The 19,388-nt window shown below is 50.2% G+C and carries 14 protein-coding genes and 1 pseudogene; 7 read left to right on the top strand and 8 right to left on the bottom strand.

The window, feature by feature from the left end; genetic code table 11:
- Positions 1–341: pseudogene (locus tag ACQY8X_RS08655) on the top strand (VF530 family DNA-binding protein); the annotation flags it as partial.
- A gap of 79 nt (positions 342–420) precedes the next feature.
- Here the strand turns inward: ACQY8X_RS08655 and ACQY8X_RS08650 are convergent.
- From ACQY8X_RS08650 to ACQY8X_RS08635, 4 genes are all read right to left on the bottom strand, one after another.
- A complete protein-coding gene (locus ACQY8X_RS08650) occupies positions 421–801 on the bottom strand; it encodes a RidA family protein (RefSeq protein WP_091360061.1) in 381 nt (126 codons plus the stop codon).
- A gap of 169 nt (positions 802–970) precedes the next feature.
- Positions 971–2,551, bottom strand: a complete 1,581-nt coding sequence (locus ACQY8X_RS08645; RefSeq protein WP_428034747.1) for a BCCT family transporter — start codon at positions 2,549–2,551, stop codon at positions 971–973.
- A 91-nt stretch (positions 2,552–2,642) separates the two neighbouring features.
- Positions 2,643–3,638 carry a dipeptidase gene (locus ACQY8X_RS08640; protein ID WP_428034748.1) on the bottom strand — a complete coding sequence of 332 codons (996 nt, stop codon included), beginning with the start codon at positions 3,636–3,638 and terminating at the stop codon, positions 2,643–2,645.
- A 45-nt stretch (positions 3,639–3,683) separates the two neighbouring features.
- On the bottom strand, positions 3,684–5,129 hold the full coding sequence (locus tag ACQY8X_RS08635; RefSeq protein ID WP_091360064.1) for an aldehyde dehydrogenase family protein: 1,446 nt from the start codon (positions 5,127–5,129) through the stop codon (positions 3,684–3,686).
- A 134-nt stretch (positions 5,130–5,263) separates the two neighbouring features.
- Between ACQY8X_RS08635 and ACQY8X_RS08630 the strand changes: the two genes are divergently transcribed.
- The 6 genes from ACQY8X_RS08630 to ACQY8X_RS08605 all read left to right on the top strand — a co-directional run bounded on the left by ACQY8X_RS08630 (position 5,264) and on the right by ACQY8X_RS08605 (position 12,051).
- Positions 5,264–6,160 (top strand): LysR family transcriptional regulator, encoded by an 897-nt coding sequence (locus ACQY8X_RS08630; protein ID WP_091360066.1) that lies wholly within the window; start codon positions 5,264–5,266, stop codon positions 6,158–6,160.
- A 335-nt stretch (positions 6,161–6,495) separates the two neighbouring features.
- Positions 6,496–8,217, top strand: a complete 1,722-nt coding sequence (locus ACQY8X_RS08625) for a hypothetical protein (RefSeq protein WP_428034746.1) — start codon at positions 6,496–6,498, stop codon at positions 8,215–8,217.
- Complete coding sequence (locus tag ACQY8X_RS08620; RefSeq protein WP_205209871.1) at positions 8,217–8,966, top strand: DUF3726 domain-containing protein; 750 nt, start codon at positions 8,217–8,219, stop codon at positions 8,964–8,966. Before ACQY8X_RS08625 ends, ACQY8X_RS08620 begins: the two co-directional genes overlap by 1 nt.
- Before the next feature lie 178 nt (positions 8,967–9,144).
- A complete protein-coding gene (locus ACQY8X_RS08615; RefSeq protein WP_428034745.1) occupies positions 9,145–9,879 on the top strand; it encodes a sulfite exporter TauE/SafE family protein in 735 nt (244 codons plus the stop codon).
- An 80-nt stretch (positions 9,880–9,959) separates the two neighbouring features.
- A complete protein-coding gene (gene purT / locus ACQY8X_RS08610; protein ID WP_428034744.1) occupies positions 9,960–11,141 on the top strand; it encodes a formate-dependent phosphoribosylglycinamide formyltransferase in 1,182 nt (393 codons plus the stop codon).
- Positions 11,142–11,379: 238 nt separating this feature from the next.
- Positions 11,380–12,051, top strand: a complete 672-nt coding sequence (locus ACQY8X_RS08605) for an ion transporter (protein ID WP_428034743.1) — start codon at positions 11,380–11,382, stop codon at positions 12,049–12,051.
- Between the two features lie 41 nt (positions 12,052–12,092).
- On the opposite strand, the gene ACQY8X_RS08600 is transcribed toward ACQY8X_RS08605, so the two are convergent.
- The 4 genes from ACQY8X_RS08600 to ACQY8X_RS08585 form a co-directional block, all read right to left on the bottom strand.
- Positions 12,093–13,118, bottom strand: coding sequence for a CobW family GTP-binding protein (locus ACQY8X_RS08600; protein WP_428034742.1), 1,026 nt, complete (start codon positions 13,116–13,118; stop codon positions 12,093–12,095).
- 140 nt (positions 13,119–13,258) lie between these two features.
- Positions 13,259–13,933: a hypothetical protein gene (locus ACQY8X_RS08595; protein WP_428034741.1), complete on the bottom strand. Its 675-nt coding sequence runs from the start codon at positions 13,931–13,933 to the stop codon at positions 13,259–13,261.
- An 11-nt stretch (positions 13,934–13,944) separates the two neighbouring features.
- Positions 13,945–18,609 (bottom strand): protein kinase domain-containing protein, encoded by a 4,665-nt coding sequence (locus tag ACQY8X_RS08590; protein WP_428034740.1) that lies wholly within the window; start codon positions 18,607–18,609, stop codon positions 13,945–13,947.
- Between the two features lie 22 nt (positions 18,610–18,631).
- Positions 18,632–19,381 carry a PP2C family protein-serine/threonine phosphatase gene (locus ACQY8X_RS08585; protein WP_428034739.1) on the bottom strand — a complete coding sequence of 250 codons (750 nt, stop codon included), beginning with the start codon at positions 19,379–19,381 and terminating at the stop codon, positions 18,632–18,634.
- Between the last annotated feature and the right edge of the window lie 7 nt (positions 19,382–19,388).

The raw sequence follows: 19,388 nt of genomic DNA, 5'->3' as shown, positions 1-19,388 counted from the left end.
TGTTCTACCTGTACAAGTTTAAAAACCTGCCAAGAGTGTCATCTGAACAGTTTGCCCTGTCACCCAGAGACCGGATTATTCCTGAAGGCCAGACACCCCGCGAACCGGCTGAACTGAGCCTGGAAGATGCTGAGCGGATGCGGGAAAAGCAGGCCAAAAAAGCCGCCGAGCATGGCAAAACCAAAAGCTATAAAGCAAACAGAAAGCCAGGTGGCTATTCCAGCAAACAGGAAAACGCCCGGGATAAGCAGGAGCGCTGGAAACCCGGGAGAAAAGCATCTGATGCTCCGAACCGCTCATCTGACTACGATGATGACCCATGGGCAAAGTGGCGGAAATAATGACCTGTCTATAACAACAAAAACCGCCTACAAAGGCGGTTTTTATCAGCTAAACGGACTTAGCCAGACATTATTTGACTCATGCGCCAGGAACCGCAGCGTATGCAACAATTTCACAAAGCATCTCTTCCCGGGCTAACCCTGCGACAACCATTGCAGCACGATTCGGATAGGGGGCGTTAAAGTACTCCGCATAAACCTGATTAAACACCGGTAGATACTCGCGATCGGTAACATAGATCAGTACCTGAGTGACATCATCCATAGTCAGCTCTGCCGCACCAAGGGTGTGTTTAAAGTTTTCCATGGTCTGGCGCGCCTGAGCTTCAATTCCGCCCTCTACAACCTGACCTTCAGCATTGATCGGGATCTGTGCCGTTGATAACTGGCCATTGGCAATAACCGCCCACTCAAGCGGGGCTTTGGAGGCAAACAGGTCAGTTTTTACAGCTTGTTTCATAGCAATTCACTTATATAAAAAATAGCAATTTGAAGTCCGAACACTGTACTTATCTGAGCGTTGCCCGTGCAGCTTGTCCGATAAGAACAAGAATAAAGTCAGGCACTGTGTCTGTCCGCTTTCTCGGAACTCGGACAAACACAGTGTTCGGACTAGGATTTCGTATTAATTAAAGTCCCTGCTCATCCGCCATTTTGCGAGCGATCTGAGGTGCGGTCCAGAGAGAAGGCAGCAAAACCAGCGAGACGGGCACCGCTGTCACCACAATGAATGACTGCAGCGCAGAGATACCGCCAGAACCTATTGAGATCAGCAAAGCGGCAACAACCCCCATCATGATGCCCCAGAAAACTCTGATAGAACTTTGTGGGTGATCCGTTCCGGTCATCACCATAGAAACGGCATAGGTCATTGAGTCACCGGTAGTCGCCACAAAGATCGTTGTCAGAATCAAAAACAGCACGGAGATCATAAAGCCCATCGGCAACTGCTCAGTAATCGCCAGTAACGCAGCAGGAAGATTGAATCCGGTAAAGGGCTCAGAGATCACTCCGGGATTCGCCAACTCATAAGCCAGCCCGCTGCCGCCAACAATCGTAAACCAGAAGCAGGTGATTACCGGAGCCACGACAGAGATCAGCAGGATCATCTCGCGGATGGTACGACCTTTGGAGATACGTGCAACAAACATGGCCATCAAAGGCCCATAGCCCAGAAACCAGCCCCAGAAGAACACAGTCCACCAGTCCAGCCAGCCGGTATCAGCCCGGAACGTTGCCATCGGAATAAACTGATCCAGATAGACCCCAAAGGATTGCAGGAAACCATCAATAATGAATGCTGTCGGGCCAAAGACCAGGATAAACGCCATCAAAATAACCGCCAGAATAACGTTAGCCCGACTAAGCATCTGAATACCTTTGGTGACGCCACTCACCGCAGAAAGGGTATAGATACCGATCAGACCTGCGAGGATCATCAACTGAGTTGAATAGGTATTGGGAATGCCAAACAGTTTCTCCAGACCAAAGCTAACCTGTAACCCAAGAAAGCCGATCGGACCAACGGTGCCCGCAACCACTGCCAGCACGCAGCTGGAATCGACAATAGCGCCCAGAGGACCGCTCATCACTTTGTCACCAAACACCGGGTACAGCAGCGTGCGGGGTTTAAGAGGCAACCCTTTTTCATAATGCAGGTACATAAACACAATACCGGTCAGGCTTCCCAGTATTGCCCAGGCCAGAAATCCCCAGTGCATAAAACTCTGCGCCAGGGCGTTATAAGCAGCCTGAGCAGTACCCGCTTCAGTAGCCGCAAAAAGCGGCGGCGCCGAGGTAAAATGCGCCATCGGCTCAGCAGCAGCCCAGAATACTCCGCCACCCGCCAGCAAAGTACACATAATCACAGAAACCCACTGAAACAGCGGCATCTCGGGGACTTTCACGCCGCCCAGCACCACTGACCCAGTGCGTCCCAACGTCAGAAACAGGCCGATCACAAAGGTTAGTAGCAGCAAAATCTGCCAGTAAGCACCGAAATATTTAGTGGAGGTAGCAAAGGCGGCGTTAACCCAGCCAGACATCATTTCTATATCATAAAGAGCCAGTACGGCAAACAGTACCAGTACACCACCACTGATCAGAAATACTGGAAGATCAACACCTGCCAGTAGTTTTTTTCCGGCCATCTCAGCCTCGTTATTGCATATCTGCTGCCCGGCAACAGTCGCTTGCGTTGTGTTACTCATTTTCGTCTCCTGATGGATCTTTATACTTATTCGTTATCAGGTAAACCTATGGCTCAGACAGGACTCTCAAAGGTTTGAGCCATAGACCTATTTACATGCTTGATTGCGGTTTAAGCCCGGCGTCAAGAAAGTTCAGCCAGTTCAAACCCATGATTTTGGCCACATCCTCACGGCTAAACCCCCGCTCCAGTAGTCCATTCGTCAGATTTGGGAAGTCTCTGCTATCCCGAAACCAGGACAGCGGTCGCGGCCAGTCGGCATTACTTTTTGAACCTTCGCCATAATCCATAGACTTTGACCAGCGTCCATTTCGCATCCATTCCAGGACAGAAAGAGGTTGCTCCTGACACAGATCGGTGCCGATACCGATCTGATCAATGCCCATCATATCGGCGGTGCTGGCGACCATGTCACAGAAGTCACCGAGGGTGCAGTCCGGGCCATTTTTCAGATGAAATGGATACAGACTGAAGCCTAATAACCCTCCGGACTCTCCCAGAGCCCGGAGCACCCGATCTGATTTATTCCGCTTTGCTTCATGAAAACTGAGCGGATTTGCATGGGAGATGACAATGGGACGATCAGAGATTTCGATCGCATCCAGTGTGCTGCGCTCACCGCTGTGGCTCATATCGACAATCATGCCCACCCGGTTCATCTCTTTAATCGCCTGACGCCCAAAGCGGGTAACACCACTGTCTTCTGCCTCATAACAACCACAGGCAAGCAGGCTCTGATTGTTATAGGTCAGCTGCATGATCATCAGATTCAGCTCACGCATCACCTCAATCATGCCGATATCATCCTCAATGGGAGAGCAGTTTTGCGCGCCGAACATGATGCCAACCTTACCCAACTGCTTTGCCAGGCGGATATCCGCGGCACTGCGCACCGGCATGATCAGATCACTGTTCAGTTCGAACAGACGATTCCACTCGGCAATGCGGGTCAGCGTTTCCCTGATCTGTTCGTGATAAACAATGGTGGCATGCACCATCGTTACGCCACCTTCACGCAGCTGTTCGAAGATCTTCCGGTCCCAGTTGGAGTACTGCAGGCCGTCGATAACGATCAACTCTGAATGCAGTGCCTGAGCGTGTTGTTCTTGTATTGATTGCATTAGTCGCCTCCGTTAACCACGGATATAGGTAGTCTTAACGACGGTATAAAACTCTTTCGCATAGCTACCCTGTTCCCGCGGCCCGAAGCTTGAATCTTTACGGCCACCAAACGGCACATGGTAATCAGTTCCCGCCGTTGGGAGGTTTACCATCACACAACCAGTTTTGGCGTTACGTTTGAAATCTGTCGCGTATTTCAAAGACTCTGTGCAGATACCGCCGGTCAGACCGAAGTTGGTATCATTCAGGGTTGCCAACGCTTCGTTATAATCTTTAACCCGGATAATACTGGCGATCGGGGCAAACGCTTCTTCACGGTTAATGGTCATTTGATTTGTGGTTTCAGTGAACAGTGCCGGCTGCATGTAGTAACCTTCCGTCTCCTCAGTCAGCACTTCGCCACCGAATATGAGGTTGCCGCCCTCTTTCTTAGCGATCTCAAGATAGTGAAGGTTTTGCTCCATCTGTCGGGCATCAGCCACGGCCCCGATATGGACCCCGGGTTTCAGTGGATGACCGACAACCAGTTTCTTCATACGCTCTATCATCGCCTCAACGAAACGGTCATGAATCCCTTCAGTGACGATCAGGCGGGAAGACGCGGTACACTTCTGCCCCGTACCACCAAAAGCGCCACCCACCGCACATTCGACTGCGTTATCCAGATCCGCATCATCGAGCACAACCAGTGCATTTTTACTGCCCATTTCCAACTGACACTTGACCAGATTGATCGCAGTAGCAGCAGCCACTTTACGACCCGTTTCAAGAGAACCGGTAAAGGTCAGCGCGTTAATGCCGCGGGAATTGATCAGCACATCACCCACTTCTGAACCCGGCCCCATCACCAGATTAAACGTTCCGGCAGGCAGTCCCTGTCGTGAGATGATTTCAGTCAGCGCCCAGGCTGATGCGGGTACCTGATTAGCGGGTTTCCAGACAACAGCGTTACCAAAAGCCAGCGCCGGAGCGATCTTCCAGGCACCGGTAGCGGTAGGAAAATTCCAGGGCGTGATAATACCGACTACACCCACCGGTTCCCGACGGGTTTCAATCTCAATACCGGGACGCACAGAGTCAGCAGTCTCGCCCATCTGGCGAAGTACTTCTGCCGCGTAATAGTGGAAAAACTGACCTGAACGATAGGTTTCACCCACTCCTTCCGCCAGTGTCTTGCCCTCTTCCCGGGCCAGCAGCTCACCCAACTCATCTTTACGGGCGATCAGCTCATCGCCAATCGCCATTAATACTGAGTAACGTTGCTCCAGACCACTCTTTGCCCACTCAGCCTGACCGACAGCTGCCGCCGCAATCGCCGCCTCAGTCTGCACCTTATCGGCCTGAGCATAGTTGCCAATCACATCGCTGATATCGGCCGGGCTGATATTTATCACCTGACCCTTATTACCCTCAACCCACTCACCTGCAATGTAATTGCGAAAAACTGAATCAGACATATCGACCTCCTGAATGTAGATGGATCAATCATAGGCCCTGTGCTTTAATAAGAATAATTAATAAATAATATCTACTGATAAGGCTTCCTTATCACACTTTATCAACGACTCCCGATGCATCTGAGGGATATGCCATGCTGCCTGAATTTAAAATTACTCAATTACGTCACTTTGTCTGGGTCGCTGAACTGAAAGGCTTTCATGCTGCCGCGGAAAAAGCTCACCGCACTCAACCGGCGATTTCGCTGTCTATTCGTGATCTTGAAAATAAACTCAGCGAATCGCTGTTTGAAAAGCGTAACGCCAAAACAGCCAAGACAGAGCTGACACCCTTTGGCGAGTATTTTCTGCCTAAAGCGAAAGAACTTATCGAACATCACGACCGGATTTCGGAAGATATGACACTGCTGGCCGAGCATAAGACAGGCCATCTGCGTCTGGCATCAGTGCCTTCCATTGCAAGCCAGGTATTACCCGAGCTGTTATTGGAGTTTGTTAACAATACGCCCGATCTGCATATCAGTTTCTTTGACGATAACTCTTCCGCGGTATACCGGATGGTAGAAAATCAACAGGTAGATTTCGGTATCGCTCACCTGTTTCATGAACAGGAACACAGCGATAAAACCTTTATTCCGATCTGGGAAGATCAGATTGGAGTGGTATGTCCAAAGGATCATCCACTAGCAGAATTCAAAGAGTTACACTGGAAAGAGTTACGCAACCATCGATTGATTGGTAACGGTACCTCCCGCCTGCTGGAAGACAGTGAAGCACGACCTCTGATCGGGCACTCACAATTCTACATCTCCAACATGATATCGCTGATCGCCATGTTAGAGGCCGGTTTTGGCGTAACGACACTACCCCGGTATGCGGTCCCCAAAGAGAGTGAAACCCTGTGCTTTATTCCGTTGAGTACGCCGGTGGTTGTGCGGCGAATCGGTATCGTCACACTGACAAACAGATCGCTGACGCCACCCGCTCAGGCATTGGTGGACTTTATTCTGGCCAGAAGTCGCCCGGCGTAAGCAGGTTCAGAATAAATTTTCAGATCTTTGCCATCTGAAACATCGCTCAGATGCATAGGAAAAATAATAGCTTGAGCTATTTTGATAAGTTTTGTTTATTAGCCGATATAACCTTCTGATTTGTATGTGATCCCTTTTATAGCCCATGATAAATCGCATACAGGCAGGGCATGACAGACAATGGCCGTGATCTCCTCCCTGTAGTGCGCCCTGTATACAATAATTACAAACGAAACCTGTAGCGCGCAGACAGGAGCCTGGACTCCTGAAGGTTTCGGACACATCTATGCTGTTAACTATAAAAAGATGTGCTGCTATTTATGAGGATAACAATAATGACCACGTCTGCTGCAATACAGGCTTCCCTGAGAGGCGATAATGCACTGCCACTGCGCCCGGTTGATCAGGTTATGGATCTGGAACGTCTGGGCGCTATTCATCAGAGCCGACTCAGTTTTATGCGCACCCTGGTCCGCCGGATCATGCGTGAGCGCTGGCAAATCGAACCAGTTCGCTTTGAACTCGACCCGCAGGGCTATGGCTCTGTCGTCTACGAAATCACAACACCCAATAAGTGCTATAGCTTTGTTCTGTTTTCCGATTACCTCTCCCCGGACGAGCGCAACGACCGGGTGATCGCCACAAAGTGGGATCTGACCATGGCGCTGGCAGATGGCCAGGTTGATGATATCTACCTGGAAAAACTGCGCCAGAATGTCCCTAAGCAGGAAGCTGGCCGCGTCGATGCGCGGGTATTCGTACTCTCCCGTGCCAATCGTAGTGCCCGGAATTTCGACTATGTTGTTGATCAGTTAGCCTGTGGCAAACAACCCGATGTCGCCCAGATAGCCCGTGTAGGCTATCTGTATCGAACCACTGCGGTTTACGGTAGCGGTAAGCTGGGTATGGCCGACTGGGAAAAGGTGTCTACCCGCCACCCCGATTTCAACCGTCCTTTCGCTGCAGAGATGTTTGTCTGTCTGATGCTGCGGAACTTCAGTCTGCTTCAGGCGGAGCATATTGCACAGCACCGCACCCCAGAAACCTATCATCCGATGCTGCCAGAGATTAAACGTTTCTTCGGTATCGGCAATTCAACCGGTCTGGGTATGGCTCCCTACCTGATCAACCACCCGTTACTGATTAACCAATGGGTGGAGATGCGGGAACTGGCGCTGGCAAGGGTGCGGGTGCTGGGTAACATCAACAAGCGTATTACTCAGCAATTTCCTGAATTACTGGAACGCTGTGCTATTCATACAGAACAAACCGTCACCGAAGATGCCTGGCAGACAGCCAATAACCTGCAGGTTCTTAAAGATCTGGAAGCGATTCGTGAGCATACGGCTAACGGCATCGGCAGCTGGGATGCTCTGCTCAGATGGAGTGAAGAAAACTGTTCACTGCAGGGACAGGAGATACTGGTGTCAGTAATGCTGGAACTCTACCCAGAACTGGTCGATGAGCTGGAAGATTATCACACCGCCGAGGAGTTTCTGGATCTGGACCCGGTGATGCCCCTGCAGCAGCTGAAGCAGGTCATCGAGCAACGTTACCAGTGGGCGCTGGTGCTGGACTTTTCTGCGGACGGCGCAAAAGACACTTTCTGGTACCGATCTGAAGAGAAAATGGAACCTCGCCTGGGTGATGCCCGGGAGGAGGATGGAAAAGAGAAACAGATGGCACTGGGGGTGGGTTATGCCGTACGCAAATGCTATGACCAGCTGTGTCAGTACATCAGTGAACATCCGCAACACTCCACTGCCCGGTTTATGGTTGCACAGCCGAAACTGCGCGGTATTGTCCGGCGGATTCAGAGTATGAACCGCTGCATCTATGGCGATATACAGGCTAATCTGCTGGACCGGGATATCCTCCCCATGCATCTGTTAAGAGCTAAACTGGCCTTTTTTGGTGTCGGTAAGTTTGATCCCCGGTCAAAACTATGGGTGCGCAATACCATGTTCCAGGGGGCTCCGCTATTGGACGATATTGGTCACACATTCAATGATGACTGGTTCATGCCTCTGGCCCCAGCGCAGCAAGGAGAACTCTGATGCATGTATCTATGATTGAGCTGAAAGCCGCCCTGCGTCGTTGCTTTGAAGCCACCGGTTACTATGTTGGCAACTATGAAGATGCTGCCAATATGATTCTCTGGCTGGAAAAACATGGCCTTAAGGGACTGGATGAGTTGCAGCGCGCCCTGCCCTATATTGGCGATGACAGCAGTAAACCCCTGAGTACTGTGATCTACGAAGACAGCACCTCAGCAATTATCGACAGTAACGGCCGCAGCGCACTGAACTGTATCGCCGCATCTGTCGATCTCGCCCATGCTAAAGCGTTGGAAAATGGCATCGCAACGGTGACAGTGCATAACTGCCATAACCGGATGTTTATCCTTAAAGCGCTGACCGATTGCGGTCGCCGTGGTATCAGTGTGGCCGCCTACTGGAAAAATGGCAATCAGACGGTAACCGAACATACGGCAGCTATTAAAGCTGGCGAACGCTATCCAAGTTACAGTGAAGCGATCACCAGCCTGCCAGCCAACGCGGAAGATAAACAGACGATGACGATTGTTTGCAGTTCGCGGGTTGATCTGACCTCATCACTGCAGCAATCGAAAGGCAACCGGAATGCCCGTTATATAAGCGCTGAGCAGATCCGACTCAATAAAGAGCACAGTGTCGATTTCGGTATCGATATCGATGAAACGCTGTGGGCCGAAATCAATAGAATCGGCGAAGGTGTTCTGGTGGAAAATAGCGAGCGTTCCCGGCAGGGAGCGGGTGGTCGCTAACTCTTCGATATCTGTGAGAGTATGGTCGGTCTGATGTTAATCGGGCTGACCCTGCCGATGACCCGGTTACAGGTTGCACCGCCTGCAACCGGGTCATCTTTTCCTTATTAACGTATACCGCTCCATCTCATCCGCTGGCATACTGACTAATTATTCACCTCAATACAGCGCCCACACCATGTTATATACCCTGCCGGAACTCCTGGCCGTCCTGATCGTAACCTGCGGTATCGCCCTGCAAACAGTGGTGGGAATCGGCTATGGCCTGGTGGCAGCGCCTCTGCTCTATCTGATCGATCCGGTCTATGTACCTGGCCCTATCCTGTTAGTGGGTTTAGGGCTGGCGCTGATGATGGTGATTCGCGAGCGCCGGGAGTTACGCTGGAAGAGGGTAATGCCCGCTATCATTGCCAGAGTTCCGGGAGCCTGGTGCGGGGCCGCTCTGCTGGTCGCGATACCACAGTATGCCCTGAGTCTGTTTTTCGGCTTTTCGGTACTCAGTGCCGTGCTGCTCAGTCTGTGGCGTTTGAGCATTCCCACCACACCGATCAACCTGACCATTGCCGGTTTTATGTCCGGCGTTACCGGTACCGCCACCTCCGTGGGGGGGCCGCCGATCGCGCTGGTGTATCAACAGCAGGACCGGATTACCGCCCGCAGTGAGATCGCCGCCTTTCTGCTGATTGGTACACCGGTATCTATCATCATGCTGATCCATCAGGGCAGCCTCGACTGGCACACCGCCCACCTCAGTCTGAAGATATTGCCGGGGTTATTTTTAGGTTTTTTCCTGGCGCGCCTGATCGACGGAAAGCTAACGACCACCTCGGCTAAACCACTACTACTGGCGGTCTCCGGCGCATCGGCATTGATGGTGACCGTTAAGGGAGTAATTGGCTGGCTGGGGCTCTGACCGCCAGGCTGTGCAATTTTAAGATTAGAGCTGATGGCGATCTTGAAATATAATGCCCCTTTTTCCAACAGGACTCCCCCATGGCAACTATCGGTACTCCCTTCTCTTCGTCGGCCACTAAAATTCTACTTTGCGGTTCTGGCGAACTGGGTAAAGAGGTGGTGATTGAACTGCAACGATACGGTTGTGAAGTGATCGCCTGTGACCGGTATGAGAACGCGCCTGCGATGCAGGTAGCGGATCGTTCCTATACCTTTTCCATGCTGGATGGCGCTGAACTGCGCCGGGTGATTGAACTGGAAAAACCCGATTATATCGTGCCGGAGATCGAAGCGATCTCAACCGATACCCTGGTTGAACTGGAACAGGAAGGTTTTCATGTGGTGCCTACCGCTAATGCCGCGCGCCTGACCATGAACCGCGAAGGTATCCGCCGTCTGGCTGCTGAGGAGTTAGGCATTCCGACCTCCCACTATCAGTTTGTCGATAACTTCACGGACTTTGAAAACGCCGTTGCCGAAATTGGTATGCCCTGTGTGGTGAAACCGATTATGAGCTCATCCGGCAAAGGACAGAGCACCATTAAAAGCGCTGCGGATATTGAAACCAGCTGGACCTACGCTCAGGAAGGCGGTCGCGCCGGCGCTGGCCGGGTGATTGTCGAAGGATTTGTCGATTTCGATTATGAGATCACCCTGCTGACCATCCGCCATATTCAGGGCACCAGCTTCTGCCAGCCGATCGGACACCGGCAGGAAGATGGTGATTATCGTGAGTCCTGGCAGCCGCAGGCAATGAGCGAGATAGCACTAAGCCGGGCGAAAGAGATCGCCGAAAAAGTCACTGGCGCACTCGGCGGCCGGGGTATCTTCGGGGTTGAACTGTTTATCAAGGGTGATGAGGTGTACTTCAGCGAAGTATCCCCCCGGCCACATGATACCGGCATGGTCACCATGATCTCCCAGGACCTGTCCCAGTTCGCCCTGCACGCCCGTGCTATCTTAGGCCTGCCGATCCCCAACATCGTGCAGCATGGCCCATCCGCCTCCGCCGTGATACTGGTCGAAGGCGAATCACAGAACCTGAGCTTTTCTAACCTGGAAGCCGCCCTCGCCGTCCCCGACACTCAGTTACGCCTGTTTGGTAAACCTGAAGTGAAGGGTAAACGTCGCATGGGTGTCGCGCTGGCGCGGGGGGTGGATATCGATGATGCTAAGGAAAAGGCTTTAGCCGCCGCAGCGGCTGTTAAAACAAGTTGTTAGACGTCGCTTCGCCTAAGAGCAGCAGCTAGACGTCGCTTCGCGACTTGCTAGTGGTTAGACGGAAACGTCGTTTACTTGCTAGAAAAAGCATTTTTAAAACCGCCAGACTGGCGGTTTTTTTGTTGGCACAAGAGGCCTCAGAGCAACAATAATGTTTGTCTGACGCTTTATGTTTTGGCACTATCGATGCAGAAAGGATATTGCAGTAAAGCTCTTAACGGTCTTAAGGAAATCAAAGATGAAGGAAAAAGGAGGTGCCGTTTATCAACTATTTCTACTGGCATTGAGCATATACGTTCTCCTTATAGTCTTCTTTGAAACATTCTTAATAACTGACCCTGAAATTTCACTTATCCTTCAAAGAATTGATCTGTGCATTTGCTTTGTTTTTCTAGGCGACTTTTTTGTCAACCTGTATAACGCAAATAATAAGCTTTCATACTTAAAGTGGGGATGGATTGATTTGTTATCCTCTATTCCTCTGGTTGACCCGTTTCGCTGGGGTCGACTTGCAAGAATCGTAAGAATATTAAGATTTATTCGTACTATAAAATCGTTGAAGTTACTTGTTTCATCCATTCAAGCCAGCAAATTTCAAAGCCTGACGTTAGTTGTTATTTTGATTACCTTCGTTGCATATACAGTCTGTGCAAGTCTGATACTGGAACTTGAAAGTAGTTATGAAGGTGGAATAAACACTGCTAATGAAGCGCTATGGTGGGCTTTCCTTAATATAATGAACGCCAAAGTGTCAATCACTCAAGCACAGTCAACCGGGGGCATAGTTGCCACAGTGGTTCTGAATAAAATTGGTTTGCTGTTATTCGCTTATTTCAACGCAATGATTATTGCCTGGTTAATACAAAAAAGAGTATCTATAAATCAAAATTTAGATGCCAACAATACCTGAAAAGCGGCTTAAAAAGCCTAAAGAAAAACAAAGTTTTTCGTCTAGCTACCAGCAGGAGCCGGAGGCTCCGTTCTAGTAAAATACGAGTATCGAGCAGCTATTTGAAGCAGCTGTTGTTCGAGTCCGGACCAGTTTGAGGGCTCATTTCCTATCACTTCTATCCTGCTATCCATCACCTCATCCAGAGCCTGAACTTTCAACACAGAATCCGCCATATTAAAAGCAAAGATGCCCTCATTGGTAATAAACACGGCTTTAAGACGTTCTGCGTCAATACCCATCAGGAGCGGCTCAAGCTCTGAGTAATCGAACTCAAACTCCGGACTAAAAATCCAGCCACTGCTGTAATAGCCTTCGCTCTGATTATCTTTACGCAGATAACCACATTCAGGTATCTCATCGTTTGCCTGAAAATGATCATGCTGATGAGAGGCTTCCGGTTGAGTCACATTGTTATGTTGTGACACAGCCTCCAGCCATCCAGGATCAAGCTGACCATCAATCGCGTTAATAACCGGCGCATCACTGCCCAGTGCCTGCAGATAGTGAATCAATTGCTCAGTTTCATTACCGTTGTACAGGTCTGCTTTATGGGCTACGACCCGATCGGCAACCTGCAGCTGCTGGTTAAAGGTATCATTTTCGGTATAGCGGGAATCTGACAGCTTACGGGCGTCCACCAGCGTAATAGTGCTGCGCAGATCGAGAACATCCTGATAGTGTGGCTGCTGCAACACCCGAATCACCTCCAAAGGGTGTCCCAGGCCAGTCGGCTCTATCAGAATACGATCAGGTTTAGCCTGACGAATTAACTGACTCAGGGCCACCTGCATCGGGATCCCCGCAGCACAACACATACAACCACCGGGCACCTCCCGCATAAACACCCCGGTCGCTTGCTGCTCATTACCCATCAGGCTGGCATCAATGCCCACCTCGCCAAACTCATTCACCAGTACCGCCCAGCGCTCATCGACAGGTTTGTGGTTTAAAAGATACTGAATGGCGGTGGTTTTACCCACGCCAAGAAAACCGGTAATAATATTGGTAGGAATCTGACTATACATCGAGGTAATCTTTAACAGGCGATTTTGTTACAATATAACAAAATATCCTTTATACGTCACAACTTTCGTCTTTCTGAAAGCACTCATCCTCCTGAATGCACGTTATGCAGGAGCAGCACAAATTGAAAGTACTGCGGCTATCAGTCGCGTAACTCTCGCTCCAGCTGCGCAAGCTTAACCATCATCGCCTCATTCTGATCCGCTTCAGCCAAAACCTGATAGATATGAACAGTATCTAAAAACTGATGATAACGACTGTCTGATTTAAGCACGCTTTTATCAGCAGATGAACTTTGCAACAACAATAAAGAGTAATCATCAATGTCTGTAGTCGACCATTTGTCCAAATCGAGCAGAGCATACATACTGCGTAATAGCGGCACAGCGGTAACAGGTTTTGCCGACAAACTCACATTACCGTCCTGCAGAACGGGTGGATTCCGATCATCCTGTATGCTTAATAGCCAAATCACCACGCCAATAACCAGCAGCAGTAAGACAATAATGACACCCCTCATGCCGGTTATGCTGTGCCTTGCCGTTTTGGCCCCAACCGCTTCAAGGTTCTCGGTAAAATCTGAGGATTTCATACTTACCTCCGATTTGTTATCAGCTGGCAGCATGTCCGGTTGCAACTCAAGCAGAGAAAAGTGAGGTTGAGTTGCCTCCTCGAGAACCACTTCAGTAGCAGGTTGAGTCCGGTCAGTACTATTTACTAAATGATCGATAAAACGCCGCCGAAGCTGTCGGTACTCATGAGTATCTAGTTCACCATTGGCATAACGGCAACATAGTTCATATAAACTCCGGCTCATAGTAGCCTCCTCTAGAGTTCTCTCACCAGACGGAATCCGGTGGTTGTATCAGTCGAACCGGATATCGGAACTGACATTGAGACCGAACAATCAGACATCTTAACCTGATAACTCCCCCCCATCGCTTCCAAACCAGATCCACTGCGCACCAGCTCCTGAGCATTTCCCAGGTAATTAACCAGTCCCCAGGCATTCGGTTTACCCTGCTGAACACTGACCAGGTCGCGCCCCTTGAGAATCTGATCTCCCCGGGTTAGTCGGCAGTTATAGTTTTGTGGCTGATTACTACCGGTTGCGGTCGCTGCATTCACCCACTCTGCTTTAGCAGGCAAACGGTAAAGGTGTCCGGTGATATTACTCAACCATGCAGCGTAGTTATCTATCTGAGCCTGACCAAGCCCTGTCGCCGGGTGCTTTTCGGCACCCGCCAGACCTTTACATTCACCGGATAACTTACAATAGAGGTTGTAATCCTGGCGGGAAATCTCAAATTTACTGATCGCCAGACTACTACCGCCATTGGGAACAACAATCATAAAGGGCGCTTTATTTTCAGCGCCTTCCGCCAGCATATCCCAGCACACAGCAACTGAGCGAATCCCTTTGCCTGCCAACTCTGAACTACAGATACGACCTGAAACTGGCGGAGACTGGCGCGCTGTTGATGATGTTGGACTACTATCTGTCTGGGACAGCACTTGTTGAGTATCTGCCTGACGCTGAGACTGTACCGAAGATGGCTCCGGCGACGGATTATCTGGTTGAGCATTTTCGCTACCTAACCTGAGTTGCTGTAGCTGAGGGTAGTCAGGAAATAACTGCTGAGCTTTTTCTAACAGCTGACGAGCCCGCGTTGGCGACCGATGCTTTAAAGCATTAACCTGCGCAACAATCGCTCTCTGCAGATCCAGACTCAGTTGCTCATACTTATCCGGCTGCATTCCCGGCTGCAACTCAGAAAGCAAGCTATAAGCCCGTTCAAGGTTGTTAGGATCCGGTTTTTTAATCGCCTGTCCAATATGATACAGACGAACACCATCCTGATAACTGGCTATACGCTGATCGATCACAGACTGATCAGCCACAAGATCCCGTGCACTTTGTAGCAGCTTTTCTGCCTGAGTGAAGCGCTGTCTTGCCGCCAGTTGATCCGCTAAGCGTAGATAAACAATCTGAAACGTCTGCGGAGCTTGCTGAGTAATAAAGGGGTCATCCTCTGCTAACAGCGTTTTTAATCGGTTAAAGGTTTGTCCTGCCGCTGTCAGGTCATTGGCTTGTATCTGGGTATCAAAAGTCTGCTTAAGACCGCCAATCTTAGCCTCGCTCTTACGCTCAGCCTGCCGTTGTCGATACAGGTTTTCTGCGCTAACTAGCGCTTTTTTTGGCTCATCCAGACTAAAGGATGGATCGTATTGCGCAGCCTTTTCAAGGCTATCTCTGGCAGCATTAAACTCATTTTGCGCCAGTAAACGCTGAGACTGCTGCGCATAAATAGCGGCAATCCGGCTATTAATACCTTGCAAATATTCCGGCTCATTCTGCTCAGCTTTAAGCCGCGCTAATAGATTGGCAACCTGTGTTTCCCATTCCGATGATACCCTGGCATCGGTTAAAACCTCTTCTATCTGCTGCTTAAGCAGCTGCTGCTGTTGCGCTTTTTCTTGCAGAGAAACCTTATCGAAACGGATCTGAAACTGCGCCAACAGGTCGGTAATGCCGGTCTGACCGGGCAATAAACGCCTGCCATCCTCAAGAATACGTATTGCCTCAGTAATATCGGTATCAGCCGCCGCAAGTGCCGCTGTGCTATAACGTTTAACAAGTCGCTGCCGTCCCTGAATCACAATTGCCGGATCTGTCACCTGCGTTTCGAGACGATCAAGAATATTCTGTGCTTTACGGGTGCTACTATCAGACAGTTGCGGATCACTTAATACTGCCTCCAACTCAGCCAGTAGTGAGTCCTGCTCCTCCCGACGCTTTTGCGCCTGCTCGGCTAATGCAGAGACCTCCAGTTGCTGCACGCTCATCTGTTGGCGCTGCTCCAGCTTCTGCTGTTCATAAACAAGACTCTGTTGCAGCTCCGGACTGACCTCTAACGATGGAATTCGGGCCAGCGTATCAACGGCACGTTGCCAGTTTTGTTGCTCCTGAGCCACACGGGACTGTTTGATCAGTGCTGAGGCTAAACGGTCAGACACCGCGATAATAATTCGCTTATCTGACACCATCGGTTGCAACTCGCCGATGCGTTGCTCAGCCTGATCGATACGCTGAGCGGAAATATCTGCATCAATATCAGCAACCCGTCGATCAATCTCTTTTTGGTATTCGGTTTGTGAGCTTTTTAATGCTTGTTCAAGCTGAACCAGGCCTTCAGGGCTGAGAAGCTGTGCAAATGTCGTCGACAGTGCAGAGGCCTGCTGCCAAAGATATTGGCGAGTGAGCTGCTGCTGTTCCGCAAGCAGTAATTCCACAAGCGTATCCTGCAACCGACTGACCCTGAGACTGCCAGGTTCCAGCTGTTTGAGTTCCTGAATATCCGGGCCTGCGGCCGCAAAGCTACTGAGACTGTTTGGCGCCAGTCTATCCAGACGTTGATTCAGTTCAGCAATACGCACTGAGCGGTTATAGCGCAACTCTTCCTGCGCAAGATTACGTCGCGCACTTTCCAGCTCAGAGTTAGCAGGAAACAGTTTACCCGAGGTTGTACCTGCTTGTCCGGCAATAGCGAATTGTCGTTGTTCACTTAATTCGGTCATCGTTTCAATAAACTTAACCGGCAGCCGGGCATCACTCAGCATGGCGCTACCTGGGTCTACCTTTCTGATACTCGCTAACAGCTGTATCAAAGACTCGGATGCCCCGGCAAATTCTTCTGCGGGAAGTTCGAGTACAGTATTCAACTCATTATTCAGGTCATTAAGTCGTGCCGCCTGCTGCTTTATCAGTTGTTCCTGTTTATCCGACAACCGCCGGGAATCTTCGTAAATTCGCAACGCACGGTCGGCCAGTTGCTGGGCACGGCTATAGGCATCTGCATCAGCATTAAGACTGACCTGTTGCAAAAAATATCGGGTCAGTTCACGCTTCACCTGCACATCGTTGAAAAATTCACTCTGCTGTTCGGCATCCATCGCCTGAATCCGTTCCAACCACTCATTTACTGCGTCTTCGTCCAGATTTGTCAGGTCATCAACAAAATTATCGATCTGCTTCTGTTGCCACAGATTACGCAGAGGAAAGTAGGATACGCCGCACACAAACAGAAAAATTAAGACCCAGACATACCACCGACTCATCAGGCTATGACGCTGGTATTGAGGCATAAACTGTTGCAAGAAAGCATCGACACTTTCGGTTCGCTGGCGTTCATCAAATGCCAGCAATTGCCTCAGTGCTTTATTCTGATTTCGGCTAAGCTGCTTCAGCTCAGCCATCTTCATCCCGGTTTTCCAGGCTTCATCAGCTGGTACTTTCTTCCCATCACGGATGAACGGGTGTTTGCCGGTTAGCAGTTCATAGATGATACAACCCAGCGCATACAGATCATCCCGGGGATCCGCATGTGGTACCCCTGCCAACATCGCTGGCGATGCATAGCTGGGTGTCAGGGCACCCAGCTCTCCGGCGTCAAAACTATCTTCCTGAGTCGTACCCGACTTTGCCGCCCGGGCAATGCCGAAATCAAACACCTTAACCTGACCACCATCAAGAAAGATATTGCTGGGTTTCAAATCAGAGTGCACCACGCCCTGTTGATGGGCATACCCCAAAGCGCCGGCCATACCTGCGGTATAATCGAGCACCGTAGACAGGGGAAATCCTGTTGGATGATTTTTTATCACTGCACTTAAAGGAGCACCACGCATCAGCTCCATGGTCATAAACACATGCTCCCGATCCCGGTCGAAGTCAAATACATTGACTATATTCGGGTGGGCCAGATTTTGTGTTTTACGCGCTTCCCGCTGCAACGACCTGAGAGATTCCGGATGCTCTCGAAAGGTTTTATTCAATACCTTTATCGCGACCAGACTATCGATATCCTGCGCATCAATACGGCGCTGATCTTCCGCTTTATAGACATCGCCCATACCGCCACAGCCAATAAACTCAACCAGACGGAACCGGTCTTTAATCAAGGTGCCGACACCGATAACCGACTCTTCTGGATTATCAGTCGTAAAGGGTTTGCTCCAGCGAGAGGTACTGGTGCCAGTTGACGTCACCGTTTCCGTTTTCGTTGTGAATGCCGTTGACCTGATCTGATTTCTTTCTGAATTGTCGCCAGGCTTTGCGGCACCTGGACAGTAGGCGGCCAGATGAGTTTTATCATCTTCGTCCTGTGGCAACCCCCTGCTTTGCGGAGCCCGCATGGAGGTTTGCTCGTCGCGGGCAATACTATCAATTCCCGCTGACACAGCAGCGCTCAGTATTTGAGTCTGTTCATCAGTGACGGCATATTCTGAGCGGCTCTGATCGATTGTCTTCATCAGGGCACTGAGGTCACCCTCACTGAGTAGTTGACGCTCGGCCATCTGCTGCAAGCCAGTCACGACTGTCGCGGTTAAATGAGGCTGATGGGAGATAAGTGTAGCAACAGTTTCAAGTAGCCGGTCGAATGTTGTATGTCCATGCAAATACTGCTTTAGCTGATGTTTAAAATCCTTCATGCGCTGTCTGCTATTCCTTTATTCAGGCAACTGCCGGATTTTCAATCAATATCAATGTAATATTATCCCGGCCACCACGTTGCAGGCAGCAGTCCATCATCTTTTGCGTCAGTTGCTCCAGCGGAAGATGACGCTGAGCCAGAAACGCCGCTATATCAGCATCAGAAAGTTCTTTATCCAGGCCATCACTGCAAATCAGGAAACGATCCCCAGCATGCAGATTACGGATATCCATATCGATATACAGAGAATCAGCAGCACCCACCGCCCGGGTAATCACATTCCGCTCAGGGTGTATCAGGGCCTCTTCCGGGGTTAACCGGCCTTGTGCAACCAGCCCCTGAGTGTAGGTGTGGTCAACGCTCTCCTGCACCAGCACGCCATTACGATAAAGATAGATGCGGCTATCTCCACACCAGTAAAGCAGATAATAGTCTGCCAACAGTACCAGGCCTGCTACTGTCGAGCCAATTATCTTCTGATCATCTCCTGCCAGCTCCAGCAGCTTACGATTAGTTTGCAGCAGGATATCTTCCAGCAGATCAACACTGTCTGAAACATGGGATTGTTGTTCAAACATCTGTAACGAATCAACAATCAACTGACTGGCAACATCCCCGGCAAAATGCCCCCCCATACCATCAGCAACAGCCCAGTGAGCCTGTTCAGGCTGGCTCAGAAAAGCGTCCTCATTATGTTTTCGTACGTTACCAACTGAGGTCAAGGCACTGCTGATATAACGACTGGAAACCAGCGGAGTTTCAACCGACATAAACCGC

This window comes from Amphritea sp. (assembly GCF_050300915.1).
Taxonomy (GTDB): Bacteria; Pseudomonadota; Gammaproteobacteria; order Pseudomonadales; family Balneatricaceae; genus Amphritea.
This window is presented reverse-complemented; position numbering and strand designations above follow the sequence as displayed.